The sequence below is a fragment of the Pseudoalteromonas sp. GB56 genome, from assembly GCF_054923835.1.
Window position 1 is genome coordinate 2,302,274 of sequence record NZ_JBPCHK010000001.1, and the last position, 16,392, is coordinate 2,318,665.

At 45.4% G+C, this 16,392-nt stretch carries 13 protein-coding genes; 8 read left to right on the forward strand and 5 right to left on the reverse strand.

Going from position 1 to position 16,392, the window contains the following annotated elements; genetic code table 11:
- Nucleotides 1–17: 17 nt before the first annotated feature.
- The 6 genes from ACH19P_RS10835 (at nucleotide 18) to ACH19P_RS10860 (ending at nucleotide 6,112) form a co-directional block, all read left to right on the forward strand.
- A complete protein-coding gene (locus tag ACH19P_RS10835; protein WP_462158563.1) occupies nucleotides 18–890 on the forward strand; it encodes a LysR family transcriptional regulator in 873 nt (290 codons plus the stop codon).
- Nucleotides 891–1,053: 163 nt separating this feature from the next.
- Complete coding sequence (locus ACH19P_RS10840) at nucleotides 1,054–2,565, forward strand: leucyl aminopeptidase (protein WP_462158564.1); 1,512 nt, start codon at nucleotides 1,054–1,056, stop codon at nucleotides 2,563–2,565.
- Nucleotides 2,566–2,897: 332 nt separating this feature from the next.
- On the forward strand, nucleotides 2,898–4,370 hold the full coding sequence (locus tag ACH19P_RS10845; protein WP_462158565.1) for a sensor domain-containing diguanylate cyclase: 1,473 nt from the start codon (nucleotides 2,898–2,900) through the stop codon (nucleotides 4,368–4,370).
- A gap of 390 nt (nucleotides 4,371–4,760) precedes the next feature.
- Nucleotides 4,761–5,102, forward strand: coding sequence for a hypothetical protein (locus ACH19P_RS10850; protein ID WP_462158566.1), 342 nt, complete (start codon nucleotides 4,761–4,763; stop codon nucleotides 5,100–5,102).
- 89 nt (nucleotides 5,103–5,191) lie between these two features.
- The gene (locus ACH19P_RS10855; RefSeq protein WP_462158567.1) at nucleotides 5,192–5,572 is read left to right on the forward strand and encodes a hypothetical protein; all 381 of its coding nucleotides are present in this window, start codon (nucleotides 5,192–5,194) and stop codon (nucleotides 5,570–5,572) included.
- Nucleotides 5,573–5,635: 63 nt separating this feature from the next.
- Nucleotides 5,636–6,112 (forward strand): hypothetical protein, encoded by a 477-nt coding sequence (locus ACH19P_RS10860; RefSeq protein ID WP_462158568.1) that lies wholly within the window; start codon nucleotides 5,636–5,638, stop codon nucleotides 6,110–6,112.
- 140 nt (nucleotides 6,113–6,252) lie between these two features.
- Here the strand turns inward: ACH19P_RS10860 and exaC are convergent, their stop codons facing one another.
- Nucleotides 6,253–7,773 carry an acetaldehyde dehydrogenase ExaC gene (gene exaC / locus ACH19P_RS10865; RefSeq protein WP_462158569.1) on the reverse strand — a complete coding sequence of 507 codons (1,521 nt, stop codon included), beginning with the start codon at nucleotides 7,771–7,773 and terminating at the stop codon, nucleotides 6,253–6,255.
- 187 nt (nucleotides 7,774–7,960) lie between these two features.
- Between exaC and ACH19P_RS10870 the strand changes: the two genes are divergently transcribed.
- Nucleotides 7,961–8,854, forward strand: coding sequence for a helix-turn-helix domain-containing protein (locus tag ACH19P_RS10870; RefSeq protein ID WP_462158570.1), 894 nt, complete (start codon nucleotides 7,961–7,963; stop codon nucleotides 8,852–8,854).
- Nucleotides 8,855–8,909: 55 nt separating this feature from the next.
- Here the strand turns inward: ACH19P_RS10870 and ACH19P_RS10875 are convergent, their stop codons facing one another.
- From ACH19P_RS10875 to ACH19P_RS10885, 3 genes are all read right to left on the reverse strand, one after another.
- The gene (locus tag ACH19P_RS10875; protein ID WP_462158571.1) at nucleotides 8,910–9,737 is read right to left on the reverse strand and encodes a Tim44 domain-containing protein; all 828 of its coding nucleotides are present in this window, start codon (nucleotides 9,735–9,737) and stop codon (nucleotides 8,910–8,912) included.
- Nucleotides 9,738–9,882: 145 nt separating this feature from the next.
- Nucleotides 9,883–10,575, reverse strand: coding sequence for a response regulator (locus ACH19P_RS10880; RefSeq protein ID WP_462158572.1), 693 nt, complete (start codon nucleotides 10,573–10,575; stop codon nucleotides 9,883–9,885).
- Nucleotides 10,576–10,578: 3 nt separating this feature from the next.
- The gene (locus ACH19P_RS10885) at nucleotides 10,579–12,057 is read right to left on the reverse strand and encodes an ATP-binding protein (RefSeq protein WP_462158573.1); all 1,479 of its coding nucleotides are present in this window, start codon (nucleotides 12,055–12,057) and stop codon (nucleotides 10,579–10,581) included.
- A 190-nt stretch (nucleotides 12,058–12,247) separates the two neighbouring features.
- On the opposite strand from ACH19P_RS10885, the gene ACH19P_RS10890 reads away from it, so the two are divergent.
- A complete protein-coding gene (locus ACH19P_RS10890; RefSeq protein ID WP_462158574.1) occupies nucleotides 12,248–13,117 on the forward strand; it encodes a dioxygenase family protein in 870 nt (289 codons plus the stop codon).
- A gap of 77 nt (nucleotides 13,118–13,194) precedes the next feature.
- Here the strand turns inward: ACH19P_RS10890 and ACH19P_RS10895 are convergent, their stop codons facing one another.
- Complete coding sequence (locus ACH19P_RS10895) at nucleotides 13,195–16,383, reverse strand: amidohydrolase family protein (protein ID WP_462158575.1); 3,189 nt, start codon at nucleotides 16,381–16,383, stop codon at nucleotides 13,195–13,197.
- Nucleotides 16,384–16,392 lie beyond the last annotated feature (9 nt).

Below are 16,392 nucleotides of genomic sequence, written 5' to 3' on the forward strand. Positions count from 1 at the left end.
TGCGCATTTTGGAAATTATGGAAGATTGGGATAGTTACCGCCTATTATTGGCTCTGCATCGCGGCAAAACCTTACGTAATGCCGCGAAAATACTGAATATAAACCACAGCACTGTGGCTAGAAGGCTATCCCAATTTAATCACAAATACGGCAATACGGTGATTGAAACAACCCCTACAGGTTATGCACTCACTGAATCCGGCGAATCTCTATTGCACACAGCTTTACAGCTTGAAGCGTTAATCCACAGTGATAAACACACGTTACGCGCCGAGCAAATTGATTACTCTGGCAATATCACTGTGTCGATTCCTCCCGCCATCGCACAGTTATTATTGCTTGAAGACTTACAGGCATTTTCCAAACGCTACCCCAATGTGAAACTTAGTGTGCAATGCAGTTATCAGTTAGTGGATATCGATAATTGTGAAGCAGATATCGTTGTCCGCGTAGCCAACGAGCCCAGCGAGCATCTTGTGGGACATCGAGCAGGTGCAGTGTGTGTTAATTACTACGCACACAAAGACTACCTCACCAAAAATCAAAGCAAAGACTATGCATGGTTGGTCTCGTCGAATTCACCCCAGCGAACACAATGGCTTAAACATAGCCCGTTTCCAAATGCACCAATTGGCATGGTGATTGATGATTTAATGGTGCGCCACAATGCCGCGGATCAAGGTATGGGGCTGCTGTATGGCGCTTGCTATATTGCCCAGTCGCTGAACAACCTCGTCCTCATTAGTGAACAAGCGCCCACGGAATTTGCACAAATTTGGGTGTTGACCCACCCCACACTCATCAATGTGCCGCGCATTAAATTGCTCATGGGTGAACTCTATACCCTACTCAAATCCAAAGACTCCTTACTGCGTGGTGACCACACGTAACAAACATGCCTGCCATGCGGGTACGTGGGCATTAAACGGCGATTCCCGTGTGTTCACCGACATTTTGTTATCAAATGTAGAGAAATGAGGTAAAAAGACGCCAATTTCTGTGATTGCATTGCTTTGTTTTGATGCAATCAGCATTACGTTATTGGAGAGGAACATGTCGCGTAACATTAGCAAGGTCGCTTTAGCTACAGCAACCCTACTGAGTGCACAACTGCACGCCGCTGAATTCAATTTTTCAGGTTTAACCAACACTAACACACTTGTGGTTATGCAAACCAAGGAGCAAAGCACACCGTCAGGCGCGTTATCGCACGCAACGCTTGCACAACTTAATAAAGCAGCCCAAACAACAAAGTTTGACGCAGCCTATGGTGCAACTCTCGAGTTACTCGCGCCAGTTGAATCAAACTACGGGCGTATTTTGGTTGTTGGCTTGGGTGAGCAAGACAAGCTAGATGCGGCGCAAATGGCTAAGTTAGGTGGTGACATCCACGCCAAACTTGAAGCAAGTAAAGCAGCCGATGTTGACGTTGCCTTCGCAGGTATCAGTGGTCAATTGAGCAACACCGAATTGGCTGCACAATTTGCCCATGGAGCAAACCTGCGCGACCACAGCTTCGACACTTACAAAAAAGAAAAGCCGGAGCTGGAGCTTAACTATCACTTCGCAGTTGATGACAGCGCCAAAACGGCAGATGCGTATAAGGCGCTGAGCCACGTAGAGCAAGGCGTATTCCTCGCTCGTGACTTAACCTCAGAAGTGGCCAGTGAAATGACGCCTGTCGATTTTGCTAACGCCGCCAAAGAATTGAAGAAATACGGAGTTAAAGTCACGATTCTTGAGCCTAAGCAATTGAAAAAGCTAGGTATGGGCGCCCTTGAAGGTGTAGGCCGTGGCAGTGAGCACGGTGCACGCCTTGTTGTAGCCCATTACGAAGGTTCAGATGACGCCGCGATCGCCCTTGTTGGTAAAGGTATTACCTTTGATTCAGGCGGTTACAGCATCAAAACAGGCGCTTCTATCGCCCGTATGAAATCAGACATGGCCGGTGCCGCGGCGGTACTGGGCACAGTTAAAGCGATGGCACTGAGCAAAGCCGATGTAAACGTGGTTGCAGTCATGGGTATGGCGGCTAACATGGTGTCGCACACCGCCATTGCGCCTGGTGATGTGCTGCGCACCGCAGAAGGGCTTAGCGTTGAAGTGGTTAATACCGACGCTGAAGGCCGCTTAGTGCTAAGCGATGCTATGTGGTATGCACGTGAGCATTACAAACCTGAAATCATGATTGATGTTGCGACCCTAACTGGTTCAAAAGTCGGTGCTGTGGGCAACCGATACAGCGCAATTTTCTCAGAAGATGACCAACTAGTCACTGAGCTTACGGCCGCAGGTAAAGTCGTTAACGAAAACGTATGGCGCTTGCCACTTGGCTATAAAGATATGCTCAAATCTGATATCGCTGACTTGAAGAACCTCGGTTCAGGTGGCCCAGGTGCAACAACAGCCGCATCTTTCTTGCAGCACTTCGCAGGTGACACCCGCTGGGTACACATAGATATTGCAGGCAATGCTCTTGCAAGTTCCGCTGAAGGTGAAGTAAATGTAGGTGGTACAGGGTATGGCGTACGCTTACTGAGCGAATGGATATTGAAGAACAAATAATTGGTTATTCAGGAATAAAACAAAGCGGTCCGACTAGGGCCGCTTTTTGTATGTATCGCCCACCCACGTAGCACCCTCTTTTGTGATACTGCGTTCAAGAACACTGCTTTGCTGTTCCCTTAAGCAAAGTGTCAGGGGGTTATTTTAGAGCTATGAACCCACAACTGCGAAATGCCAAACAACAATGAAGGATTCGGCAAGTTTTGTGCAATATTTGGGTTTTCTAATTTGCCTAATTTATATGTAACCACAATACTTTAGGAATAACAACTTATTGCCTTAATCGCCGTTGCCATCGGCGCTCTCCCACTTAAAATAAATTAGAAAACATAATGAGTGCACACTTTAAAACTTGGCAAATTACTATCATCGTCTGTTTTGCTTACTTGCTTCTTGGCATATTCACTATGCAAGTTCTTAATACCCTCACAGTATGGCCGCCAGCGGGCATTGCATTAGCGGGGATGATGATTTTTGGAAGAAGAGCATGGCTGGGTGTCGCCTTAGGCACTGCCTTTGTGGTGACGTATCACTTCTATCTCATCGACACGAGTCCCTTCATTGCTGCGCATTTGGTGATAAACGTGTTCACAACAACAGGGAATACACTGGCCGCACTCGCAGCGTACTTAATCATTCACGGTCGCCTCGATAAGCATGACCACCTAAGCAGTGTATCAACCTTGGTCAACACATTCATTTTTGCATGTTTGGCCATTGGGGTTATATCAGCGGTCTTTGGTGTTGGTGTGTATTCGCTCGTTGGTTTGCAGTGGTTTTCCGGCTTGTATATGGGGATCCTTAACTGGAGCATCAGCAACGCCTTAGCCGCTATTGTAATAACGCCCGCTTTAGTATTAACGTGGCGAAATTGGCCGCACCAATTTAGCAACGCTAATTTCTATCAATTCCTTATTGTTACAACGATTACTATCGCGCTTTGTTTCCTTATCTTTGGCCCTGACTATGCTGAATTTTCACTGCCTGTTCTGCAGCCGTCATTGCTATTGTTCCCGCTGCTATATTCAGCGATAAAGCTCTCCCCCACCTCAACTAGCTGCTTAAATATGCTCGTTTTTTTCTTAGCATGGGTGGGAAGTAATCAAGGCCAGGGTTACTTTTATCACCATCATCCTGCCACCGCAGAAGTCACTATGCAGTTTTTCTTTTTGTTCACCTTGTCTGCGGTATTGCTTGTGCAATCCGTGTTTGTACAGCGCAAAGAAGAGCAGCGGCAACTAACAAAGTTGTTAGAAGATAAAGTGGAAGCGCGCACTTTCGAGTTAGAACAAGCAAAACAAGATGCACTGCGATTATCCTTAACTGATCCGCTCACCGACCTCTACAACAGACGTGGCTTTTTCAAAGCAGCCAATCAAGTGTTTAGCCAATATTTACGCCATCCGGGCTCATGTGCTCTGTTGTTATTTGACCTCGATAAATTTAAAGCTATTAATGACCAATATGGTCATGCGAGTGGTGATGCCGTCATTCAAAAAACAGCGCAAATTTTAAGTGATCACAGCAGGCAATCAGATATATGCGGGCGTATTGGCGGTGAAGAATTTGTTATATTCCTGCCTATGACCGACTCAGTCGCGGCTATGACCTTGGCTGAGCGTATTCGCGAAGACATTGCAGGACAATCCCTCACAATTAATGAGCACACAGTGAGGTTTACCGCGAGTATTGGGGTCAGTGAAATCAAACCCACTGATGAAAATATTGAAGAGCTGCTAGGCAGAGCAGATAAAGCCCTTTATCACGCCAAAGATCATGGCCGAAACCAAGCACAATTCGGCTGATTCTCCAATCGAAAAGCAGGCATTGGAACTCTATTTTTTCCTCAATCTAAACTTATTACTTATTGTTCAAAAATAGGTATAAGTAAAAATCTGTAATTTATCGCCGTTTTGGCACGCTATGTAAGGTTTATACATGGCTCGTTTATGCAGACTTACGCTCTAACCATCTAATTAATATCGATAAAATAAATTACATAGCGAGCCATCTGAGGCTCGAATAAGTAAGCGCTCGTTTTATCTGAGCCTTTATTGCCTTGCTCACACCGAAAACCCCTGATAACTTATTGGTATTAATAAATAAAAAGCTTATTAGTAGGAAAGTTTGCGGCTGTGGATAACTTCCTTTATCCGAAATTCTCGCTAATTTTCTGTTAGGTAAAAGAGGTTTAAATGGAATTAAGTTTTCAAACAGAATCAGTGACTCTATTTTTTTTAGTACTTTTCTTATTAACTGTTTTGCCAGTTAAAATAGGAGCCACAGTCTTTGGCGCTGAAAATAATGAATTTAAATATTGCGCTATTTCGGTATTTCTAGGCACTCTACTAGCTGTTATTTGTTCAAAATTAATTGGCGGACTCTCAGGTTTACTGGCAAGCTACATAGCCGTTTCTTTTGTTTATTCAAGACTTCTCGGCTTATCTTTATTGTGGTCTTTTCTTTTTACTTTCGGTGTTTTCTTTATACAAGTAGCTATAGCCCAAGCTCTAACAAGGTTTGGCATTTTTACCTAACACGGTTGTAAACGCGGACAAATAACAGTTGGCTTTGTTCGTGCCTCACAAATTTTAGCCATTAGCAGGGCCTTGCAAAGGACACATCAGTGAGATTTATAGTAGTTTTACTTGCTCTTTTTATGACAGGATGCGCCAAAAATTATAATAACGAAGTTGCAATATATGAAGCTGTAGACAATGGATATCGCATAACCGTAAAAGGATTGCGTGGCAATATGGCACATGATTCCATTTCATTGATTTTTAGAGGCTCTAGTGAAGTTTCGGAAGTTATAAATGTTCCTCGCATCTCTGGATTCGTTCGAGGAAATGAAATACCCACCGCAAATGGTCATTACAAGTATTTAGGTTTTATACGTTTTGTAGATGGCAAAATGCTTATAGACCTTCAATACGATGCTTATGACAGAGGAACCACACCTGATAGTTGGTGGAATGGTTCTTATATTTTAAAACAGGCGGAATAGCGTATAACAAAACAAGGCAGCGGGACGTTAGTTTGAAGGAGAAAGCATCGAGTGCGATTTATAATGTGGATTTTAATTCTTGGTCTTTGCGGATGTGTGTCTACGCCTAAGATATCTAAAAATGCCCAAAGTGCTACTGTTACAGTAAGTACCGAAGCGTTAGAGGAGAAATCGATCCATCCAGATGAGGCGATATATGTTCATGCTTTTACTTCTGATCAAACTGCAACTTTTGATCGCGCCAAAAATGTTTCTATTCTAAAGCCTGATCACACAACGGATACTTTCTATTTGAATAGTAATACTTCCTATAGATTAGAGGTTGCATCAAACAATTTTGGCGTTTTTAATAAAGCATCTTGCTTCACTACAATCCACCTAACTCCTATTCCTTATGGAATTTACCGCATACAACTTGATGTAGATAATGACAAAAAGACTTGCTCACTATTATTTAAAGAGCAAAATATTGTATTAATTGATAAAACATTTAGCCAGCATTCGACGTACTTCATACCCATAATAATCCCTAACAATTAACGCGTAACAAGCCGTTATATCGAAATCAATCACCTGCGTTACTGAGTCGGACTTGTAAAGTGCTGGCTTACTGGCTTATTAAAGAAAGAAAAAGGGCAGATAATTCCTGCCCTTAGAAAGCCACTATTACAGTGTATTGGTTAGAAAAAGCCCAGCGCGCTGTCTGAATAACTCACTAATAAGTTCTTTGTTTGTTGGTAATGTTCCAACATCATTTTGTGTGTCTCGCGCCCTACCCCCGATTTTTTATAGCCACCAAAGGCTGCGTGTGCGGGGTAATGATGATAACAGTTGGTCCACACACGTCCTGCTTCAATGGCACGACCCATGCGATAAGCGCGGTTCATATCGCGCGTCCATAACCCTGCACCTAAACCAAACTCGGTGTCGTTGGCGATGGCGATTGCTTCTGCTTCGTCTTTGAAAGTGGTAACACTCACCACTGGGCCAAAGATCTCCTCGCGGAATACGCGCATTTGGTTGTTGCCTTTGAGCAAGGTTGGCTGAATGTAGAAGCCTTTGTTTAAATCGTTATCAAAGCGCTCAGCATCGCCACCAATTAACACTTGTGCACCTTCATCACGACCAATGCTGAAATAACTCATGATCTTATCAAACTGTTCTTGCGAGGCTTGCGCACCGACCATGGTGTCTGTATCCAGTGGGTTTCCGCGTTTAATCTTCTTAGTGCGCTCAATCACTTTGGCGATGAACTCGTCATAAATGCTTTCTTGCACCAATAAACGCGATGGGCACGTACACACTTCACCTTGGTTGAAAAACGCCAACACCGCTCCCTCAACACATTTATCGATAAACTCGTCGCTTTGCTGCATCACATCTTCAAAATACACATTTGGAGACTTACCACCCAACTCCACCGTCGAAGGAATAATGTTTTCAGCGGCGCATTTCAAAATATGTGCCCCAACCGGTGTTGAACCCGTGAATGCAATTTTCGCGATGCGCTTGCTGGTTGCTAGTGCTTGCCCTGCTTCAGCCCCGTAACCATTGACCACGTTTAGCACGCCCGGCGGAATTAAATCGCCGATGATTTCCATCAACTTTAATATAGACGCAGGGGTTTGCTCTGCCGGCTTGAGCACCACACAGTTACCCGCTGCCAGTGCTGGTGCCAATTTCCACGCCGCCATCAGTAGTGGAAAGTTCCACGGAATGATTTGCCCAACCACACCTAGCGGCTCATAAAAGTGATAGGCCACGGTATGCTCGTCAATATCACCGATGCTGCCTTCTTGGGCACGAATACACCCTGCAAAGTAGCGGAAATGGTCAACCACTAAAGGAATGTCGGCATTGAGTGTTTCGCGCACCGCCTTGCCGTTGTCCCAGGTTTCCGCAACAGCCAATTGCTCCATGTTTTCTTCAATACGATTAGCAATTTTGAGCAATAAATTACTGCGCTCGGTTACCGACGTTTTACCCCAGCTGGCTTTGGCTTCATGCGCCGCATCTAACGCGAGATTGATGTCTTTGTCATTGGAGCGCGGGATTTTACAAAACACTTCGCCGGTTACCGGAGTGGTGTTGTCAAAGTAATTACCATCAACGGGCGCAATCCATCGGCCACCAATGTAATTTTCATACTGCGAAGCAAATGCCACCACGGCATCCGCTGAATTAGGGTTTGCATAGATCATTGTTGTTGTCCTTATTTGCTGCAATGTAAAAGCGTGCCGAACACTCAGTGCTTGTTGTCATACTGTTCAGGCGAACTTTAAAGCTAGTTCAGTTTGCAAATAAAAACTTGATTGTTATTCCAACTTGCTTGACTGCACGTACAATTTTTGGCCATGCTTAGGGCGTGTTCAGCACAGGAGCGATGAGATGCAGGCAACACCACACTATGATTCTCTTGAACGTCTCGATACACTGATTGACCACCGTTCGGTGTTTAACGCCGACGGTGTGCAATTGTGTATGTACGACACCTATCAATTTAGTGAGCTGATCCCATTTAAAGCGGATGAAATGATGTTTTGTGCCATGATTCAAGGGCGCAAAGTAATGCACCATGAAAGCGTGAGCCAAGGGCGAGATTTCACTCCAGGGCAAAGCTTTGTGATTGCTCCTTCGGAACGTGTTGCTATTGATTTTCCAGACGCTACGCTGGCTACACCCACACGCTGTTTAACCATAGAGATAGACACGCAGAAATTACACCATGTGGCGCAGCAAATGCGCATCCACAACACATGCGAAACTATTGAACAATCCCCCACTTTGCAGCTCACTCATAGTGCCAGCACGCAAAGTGTGTATCAGCGTTTAATGACAGCCTTTAGTGAAAATGAGCAAGATAGAGGCTTGCTTATCGAGCTTGCCAGTACAGAATTACTGGTGCGTTTACTGCGTGAGCAAGATCATCAAGCACTGCTCAAGTGTGCTCAGCAAGACCCGCATGCGAGCGCATGGCACACGGTGGTGGCTTATATCGATGCACATTTAGCGCAGATGATTGATGTAGAGACGTTATGTTCACTGGCCTGTATGTCTCGTAGCAAGTTTTTTAATGCCTTTCGTATGCGCTTTGGGCTGAGCCCACAGGCGTACATTTTGGTGAGAAGGCTGAATAAAGCACAACAACTACTCAGCCAAGGTAAAAATGTCACGGCGGTCTGTTTTGAGACGGGCTTTAACAGTGTGAGTCACTTTAGTCGCCGTTTTAAAAGCCATTTTGGTGCTTCACCTCGCGCATTCAGGCAACAAGAACTCAATTAAAAAAGGCCGCTAAGCGGCCTTTAATGAATGTTTTGGCTGTATTCAACCTGAGATATTAGTCCACTAAATCTTCAGTACCGACAATAAGCCACGGAGCCGATTCTTGGTTCTGGCGCTCTAGGTGCCAAATTTCGTTGATGGGCTCTTTGGTGTTTTCAACCTTATCAAGGTATTGGCCGCTGAACTGCACACTGATAGCCCAATTCGCTACAGACGTACTGGCTCTCACAATACGTGCATCCACAAACAAGACTTCGGTTTGCACATCACCTTGCTCAGCACGAATGGCCTTAAACTCAGCCACCAACTCAGGTGATAAGTATTCAGCTATCACATTGAAATCATTCACATTCCATGCACGTTGAATGGCCACATAATGATCTTTTGCCGCATTTAGGAATCCACGTTCATCAAAATTGGCAGGCAAGTCCATCGGAATTGCTTGTGCACCATACCCTGCACCTGAGTTCATCACAGGTTGCTGATAGCTTTGTTGATTTCTAAACTGGGCACCATTGGCCGATGCCATCGCTGGCCGCGCTTGATTTTTTCGAAGCGCAGAGGTGATCAACTTAAATAGCATAAAGCCAATGCCTGCAAGTAGCAGAATTTCTAATAGCTGCACACCTTCAAAATCATCACCCATCATGGCAGCAATAAGTCCACCAGCGAGCAATCCACCTAGGATGCCGCCCATAATGCCTTTTTTAGTCGACGATTTTTTCGCAACCGTTGTGGTGTCAGTTGTTTGTTGTTTTTGCGTGGTTTGTGTTTGCTCGGTTTTGCCTGTTCTTTTAGAGCCAAACTTTTTGCGCGCTTGTGCGTCAAAACTTGCAGAGAATAATACGCTCAACAGCGTAAAAATAAGTACCCAGTGCTTCATGTGTGTCCTCAATAATATTCGCAGGCCAGAGTGTATAGCAGCGGCCAATCAAGGCAAGGATTTCTGGCCATCTGAGTATCTAAATGACTATTTTTGCGCCAAAAGATGGCTAGGTAAAAAGTTCGGGAAACTAACAAAAACTTTGCTACAGCTTGAACTTGTAACCTACACCATAAATAGACTCAATGTGTTGGCAGCGAGGGTCGACGTTTATTAGCTTTTTACGCAGGTTCTTTATGTGTGAGTCGATACTGCGCTCGTAACTTTCAACGTACTTACCCTGAGTTTGCGTTAACAACTCCTCACGAGAAAACACCTTATTAGGATGCGACATCAACACCTTGAGTAAATTGAACTCGTTGGTTGTCAGTTTTACAAGTGTGCCATCGATATGAACTTGGAATTCATCCTGTGACAGAACAATATTTGCAACACTGAGTGTGTTATTCGCACCGAAGATATGCACTCTGCGCTTCAAAATGGCTTTTACACGCGCCATCAATTCTTTAGGTTTAAATGGTTTACACACATAATCATCAGCACCGACACCAAATCCTAGCAAGTGATCAACTTCATCTACTCTTGCTGTAAGCATAATGATCGGCACATCATTGGTTTGGCGTATTTTTTTACACAATTCAATACCCGTTACGCCTGGCAGCATGATATCGAGAATAATGAGATCAGGGTTCTCACTTGCCACTGCAGTGAGCACCTGATTACCATCATTCACTTGCGTGGACGTGTACCCTTCTAAGAACAGATACTTTTCAATAATATCGGCAATTTTAGTTTCGTCTTCCACTACCAATATATGGGGTGTAGCTCCTTGCATCATCCGTTACCCTTTTGAGACTGGTAATGTAAATTGTATACACAGACCACCGTGAACACTTTTAGTTGCATAAATGCGCCCCTGATGCGCTGTAATAATGTTTTTGCAAATCGCCAAACCAAGGCCAAAACCTCCTGATTTTCGGTTTCGCGATGCATCTGCGCGAAACAAACGATCGAATAGCTTGTCATACAACATGCTATCTACGCCAGGGCCTGAATCTTCAATACTGACCATAACTTGCCCTTGTTGTACGCCCACATTCACAAACACTTGCCCCTGCTCTTGGCTATAACGCACACAGTTTTCAAATAGGTTTTTAATGACTTGGATAATTTTGCCCTTATCAACATGCACGCATATTTCCACCTCAGGCACGTTCAATTGCAAAGATATTCCCCGAGTAGACAATATGCTGCGATACTTTTCAGCTTGGCCAATAACAAGTGTTGTAAGATTGACTGTTTCCTTCAACAGTTTTAATAGCTGCCCTTCCGTTTTAGTGAGTTGATGTAAGTCATTAACCAGCGCGCTGAGCATTGTGACTTCTTCTTGCAATGAGCGCACCGCAGCATCGTCAAAGGGACTCACACCGTCTGCAATCGCACTCAGCTCGCCTTCGAGTATGGTCAAAGGCGTTCTCAACTCATGGGAGATATCCATAATCCACTGTGATTGGGTTTGTTCAAATCGCTTCAATTCTGTCGCTATATTGTTGAAACTATTCGCCAAACTTGCAAACTCGTCGTTACTTGAAACGGTGATATGAGTATCAAAATCACGTTTTGCTAATGCCTTGGCCCCGTGTGTTAGCTGCACTATCGGACGGGTAAAATGACGCGCAAGTACATAGCTGACCACGATGGCTATAATCAAACCGAAAACTAACACCCATGCCCCATTCACGGCCTGATTGCGAATGTACCGACTTGCGAGCTTGGCTTTATTATTGTCATTACGATGCAATTTAAGCGTCGCGATTACGGTGTTATTCAATATCACATCTTGGCGCACAGCGATGCCCTCGATGGAATCTGATTCAATCAACACCCTCCCTTGGCTATCCACTAGCGTGATTCTGCGATCAAACGGGATAAATGGGTCATCCCCTTGAGGGGGGTCAAAATCTGAGTGTCGTGAGGGGTCAAATGATGGATGACGCTTCGGTGGCTCATTGGGTGGGGTCAATTCGAAATCGTTAAACTCGTCATTATTTTTGGAAAACTGCGCACGACTCGAGTGGAACTGTTGCTCGGCAAGCTGCTGCCACGCTCTGGGATTATCTACCAATGAGTCCAAGTTCCCTTCATGGGCATATTCTTGGGCCACTCCTTGGGCGATGCGTGCTACTGCGTCTTTGTCGATATCCTCAAACACATTCCTAAGTACGCGTTGGTTAATCAAGGTGTTCACCACAAATGCGCTGATCACCAGCAATATAATAATCACCACATTGGAGACAAAGAGTTTATGAAATAGCTTCATTTTCACGGAGTTAATTGATTTTTTCAGTGGTATTAATAGCACTATACAAAGCCGTAATGTTGCTGTCTATCGATGCTCATTCATGCCAATGAAGTAACACAATGTCACCATTTTTACTCCACAATTGCTCCACATTTGTGTTTTACACTCATTTTTCATCAACAACGTCGCCCAAAAGTGAGGGAATAATATGAAAGTAAAACCGACTCTTGTTAGTCGCCGCAAAGTCCTGAAAACCCTCGGAGTCGGCATGGCTGCGATCCCTGTTTTAGCCTTTATTGGCTGCAGTGCAGACGATACCATTGTGAATTCAACAGAAGATGACGCGGACACAGGTACGGACTACGGATCAGACAACTCCACCGTCACCAATGACAGTGATTATGTCGCGGGTACAACCGCACTTATCACGGATGATTTTCCAGACGACAGTATTTTTGCAACAACGTCTGCATGCGTATTAGCGTTGACCGAATCCAAAACTGAAGGGCCTTGCTACTTTCAAGCAGATTCCGGTGAGGATATTTCCGATGGGCTTTCGGGTTTACCAATGATGCTGTGTTTGCAGTTGATTGACAGCGACTGTAACCCATTAGCTAACTATGAAATATCAGTTTGGCATTGTGATACCCGCGGTGTTTATTCTGGCGATACATCCAGCAGTGCCGATAGTGCCCGTTTTGCTGGTAATTTTTGCACCGGCGGTGACAGCGCGGCTGAACAAAGCGCTTGGTATCGCGGCACACTCATTACCGACAGCAGTGGCCGAGTTAATTTTAAAACGCACTTCCCCGGTTGGTATTCGGGCCGCACGATACATATTCACTTTCGAGTGACAAACAACAACATGGACTCAGTCATTAGCCAGTTCTGCTTCACTGATTCATTTGCTAAAGAAATCTGCACCACGCACAGCGAATATAAGTCACGAGGTGAACAAGACACACCCCTTTCCAGCGGGGATAACGTCTTTGGCAGCAGCTATGAGCAGTTCATTCTTAATACTGCACAAAATAGCGATGGCACCTTGTTGGCATATCACACAATTCAAATTGCCTAACTCACGTGCTCATTCACTAGCAACAGTCACAAAAAAGCCCGCACTTGGCGGGCTTTTTAATTCACCATTAACCGTGATTAGTTGTTTTCAAAGAACAGCGGCTTGCGCTTATCTTTGCCGACTTCATTCATCGTTTCGGCATCGAACAAACGACCATTAATCATGGTGTACTGCACTTTGTCTGATTGGCGAATGTCACTCAGAATATCGCCATCAATCACGATAAGGTCAGCGAGCTTACCGGCTTCTAGTGAGCCTAGGTTTTTGTCTAGACCCAAGGTTTTCGCTGGGTCAATCGTTGCTGTGCGGATCACTTCCAGTGGCGTCATACCGCCTTGGGCAAACATCCACATTTCCCAGTGTGCCGCTAGGCCTTCACGCTGACCGTGCGCACCCACATTGACCATCACACCTAAATCTTGCAACTCGGCAGATACACGCGCGTTGTTGAAGTGGTTGTAGTGATGCTCAGGTGCTTTGGTACGGCGCATAGAACGCGGTAACAACTGGTTCTGAGGCACAAACTTGCTCAGACGTGGGTGATTCCATACATCTGTTTTATCGTACCAATAATTCTCACCCCAAATACCGCCGTAAGCCACGCCCAATGTTGGCGTGTAAGCCACATTGCTTTGCGACCACAGCTGGCGAATATCTTCATAGATATTGGCAACTGGAATTGAGTGCTCAATTGTTGTGTGACCATCGACCACCATGGTTAAGTTGTGCTGCAGTAAAGAGCCCCCTTCAGGGACGACCATCATGCCCAATTCGCGGCCTGCTTCAATGACTTGCTGGCGTTGATCGCGACGTGGTTGGTTGTATGACTTCACACTAAAGGCACCCACTTTCTGTAAGCGCTCAAGGTGGAATTTCGCATCGTCCAGTGAGTCAACATGCGAGGTGTAACCCGGCATATTCGCACCATACAAAATGGTACCCGTTGAGAAGATACGTGGGCCAACAATCTCGCCAGCCTTTTGCATTTCACTGGCTGCAAAGATTTCCGTGGTGTCGTTACTTGGATCATGAATAGTCGTAACACCCAGTGATAAGCCAGCCAGGTTCTTCCAGTTTTGCTCTGGAATAATTTCATCGCTACCTTGGCCACCGTGAGCATGCGCATCTATGATCCCCGGCATGATTGTTTTGCCAGTTACATCAATAACTTCTGCACCCTTTGGAATACTTACATCGCCTTGCGCGCCGACGGCTTTGATGTGTTTGCCGTCAGTCAACACCACACCGTTTTCAATGACTTGCTCGCCATTCATGGTGATCACTTTCGCACCCACAAGGGCAATCATCCCCTCTGGCTCAGCCATGGTCTTTTTAAAGCCGATGTTGTCGCCACTTTCAACTTTGAAGTTAGCGTTTTCATCTGCTTTGATATTAAATATGCCATCCAATGATGCATGATAAAGTTCAGGGCCAAGGCTCCAATACAAACGGTCGCTCGCACCACTCCAGCTGATGTTTTCACCTGCGCGAACAGATAATTGCTCAACTGGGAATTGGCTGTCTTTGGGGCCAATGTTGATGGTTTTGCCGCGCTCAACAAATGGCGTTACGAATACTTTAAAACGCTCTGCAAATGCGAGGTACTCGCCGTTTGGTGAGATACGGAATTCAGTCGCGTGCTTCGATTCGTATAACTTACGAATTTTCTTCGTCTCTAGCTCGACCACACTGAAGGTTGGCTTTGGCCATGGGCTCATCACATAAATGCGATCATTGTCTTTGCCAAATTGAGGCTGATAACCATCTTCTGTGATAAGCGTTGGCTCACCTTTTCCGTCGGTATCAACGGCATAAATGCCTGACTTGAGTGACCACTCAGGTGCTAATAGACTGCTACCTGATGACTTACGGTAAACCAGCGTTTCGCCATCAGGGCTAAAAGTAGGCTCTACGTATTTACCTGGCTCAGTCGTAAGCGTATCACCGCGACCTGAACGAGCAGATACGACACGCACGCTGCCTTGTTTTTCATCGTCCCACGTAACGTACGCAATTTGCTTACCATCACGTGAGTACGTTGGGAAGAATTCAAAGTGGTCGTCTTGGCTGGTTAAACGCTTAATTTTGCCCGACTCAAGGTCACGTTTATAAATGTGCCCCATCGCCTCGAAAATCGCTGTTTCACCATCTGGTGAAACCTGCACGTTGCGCAGCATTTTCACGTCAAACTCTGGTGTATCTAGCTCTTGCGTAAAACGCACTGCTTTTTGGATTGATTTGGTGGTTTCTACTTCAAAGGCGATTTCAGCGCTTTCGCCGCTATCCACATCAAGCTTATGGATTTTACCACCCGCCCAGAAGATCAGTGATTCGTTGTCAGGAGTCCATGCCATCGTCGGATACACACCATGGATAGCCCATGTTTCTTGCATATCACGTTCTAGTTTGTCGTAAAGCTTGGTTTCTTTACCTGATTCCAAATCATATAAATACAAGGTGCTTTGGAAGTCGTCACGCTTGATATACGCCAAGGTTTTACCATCTGGAGACGGCGTTGGGCGAATTGCACCCCCTGGGCCACTTAAGACTGTTTTAATCTCACCGGTCTCGCGGTCATAACGCTTAATTTTGTAGATACCCTGCACCGAGTCTTTTGAGTAGTGAAAGGTCTTTCCTGGCGTCGCATCTTGTGAGAAATACACATAGCGACCATCCGGTGAAAATGTTGGCTCACCTAAATCTTTTTGGTCATTCGGGCGCTCAGTTAATTGCACACCTGAGCCGCCGGCTTTGTGATACATCCATACCTCACCCGCACCAAGTGAACGGCTTGCAGTGAAGTGCTTACGAGCAACGATGAAGTCGCCATCAGGGCTCCATGCTGGACTGTTAAGCAAGCGGAAAGACTCTTTTGTGACTTGTGTTTGTTCTGAACCGTCTAGGTTCATAATCCAAATATTGTCACCGCCGCCTTGGTCAGAGGTAAACGCAATGTGCTTGCCGTCTGGGCTAAAGCGCGGCTGCATTTGCCAGCCGATGTCTGATGTAAGCTGGGTCGCTTTACCACCGCTCACTGGCATAGTGTATATATCGCCAAGAAGGTCGAATACCAAGGTTTTACCATCGGGTGACACATCCACGTTCATCCACGTACCCTGGGTGACGCTGATTTTCGCGTCTAAAAATTCACCCTGTGGGCTGTCTACTTGCCATTTTTTATCATCTTTTGCGGCTTCATCAGCATGAACCGTTGGCAAAGCAAGTGAGATTGCCAATGCCAAGGCGCTGTATAATGGAGTCTTCATATGATTCTC

What these genes read in the sequence shown, in the direction of transcription:
- ACH19P_RS10850 (WP_462158566.1), top strand. Translation starts at nt 4,761, where the DNA reads ATGGAATTAAGTTTTCAAACAGAATCAGTGACTCTATTTTTTTTAGTA.
- ACH19P_RS10860 (WP_462158568.1), top strand. Translation starts at nt 5,636, where the DNA reads ATGTGGATTTTAATTCTTGGTCTTTGCGGATGTGTGTCTACGCCTAAG.
- ACH19P_RS10895 (WP_462158575.1), bottom strand. Translation starts at nt 16,383, where the DNA reads ATGAAGACTCCATTATACAGCGCCTTGGCATTGGCAATCTCACTTGCT.
- ACH19P_RS10890 (WP_462158574.1), top strand. Translation starts at nt 12,248, where the DNA reads ATGAAAGTAAAACCGACTCTTGTTAGTCGCCGCAAAGTCCTGAAAACC.
- ACH19P_RS10840 (WP_462158564.1), top strand. Translation starts at nt 1,054, where the DNA reads ATGTCGCGTAACATTAGCAAGGTCGCTTTAGCTACAGCAACCCTACTG.
- ACH19P_RS10880 (WP_462158572.1), bottom strand. Translation starts at nt 10,575, where the DNA reads ATGATGCAAGGAGCTACACCCCATATATTGGTAGTGGAAGACGAAACT.
- ACH19P_RS10845 (WP_462158565.1), top strand. Translation starts at nt 2,898, where the DNA reads ATGAGTGCACACTTTAAAACTTGGCAAATTACTATCATCGTCTGTTTT.
- ACH19P_RS10835 (WP_462158563.1), top strand. Translation starts at nt 18, where the DNA reads ATGGAAGATTGGGATAGTTACCGCCTATTATTGGCTCTGCATCGCGGC.
- exaC (WP_462158569.1), bottom strand. Translation starts at nt 7,773, where the DNA reads ATGATCTATGCAAACCCTAATTCAGCGGATGCCGTGGTGGCATTTGCT.
- ACH19P_RS10875 (WP_462158571.1), bottom strand. Translation starts at nt 9,737, where the DNA reads ATGAAGCACTGGGTACTTATTTTTACGCTGTTGAGCGTATTATTCTCT.
- ACH19P_RS10885 (WP_462158573.1), bottom strand. Translation starts at nt 12,057, where the DNA reads ATGAAGCTATTTCATAAACTCTTTGTCTCCAATGTGGTGATTATTATA.
- ACH19P_RS10870 (WP_462158570.1), top strand. Translation starts at nt 7,961, where the DNA reads ATGCAGGCAACACCACACTATGATTCTCTTGAACGTCTCGATACACTG.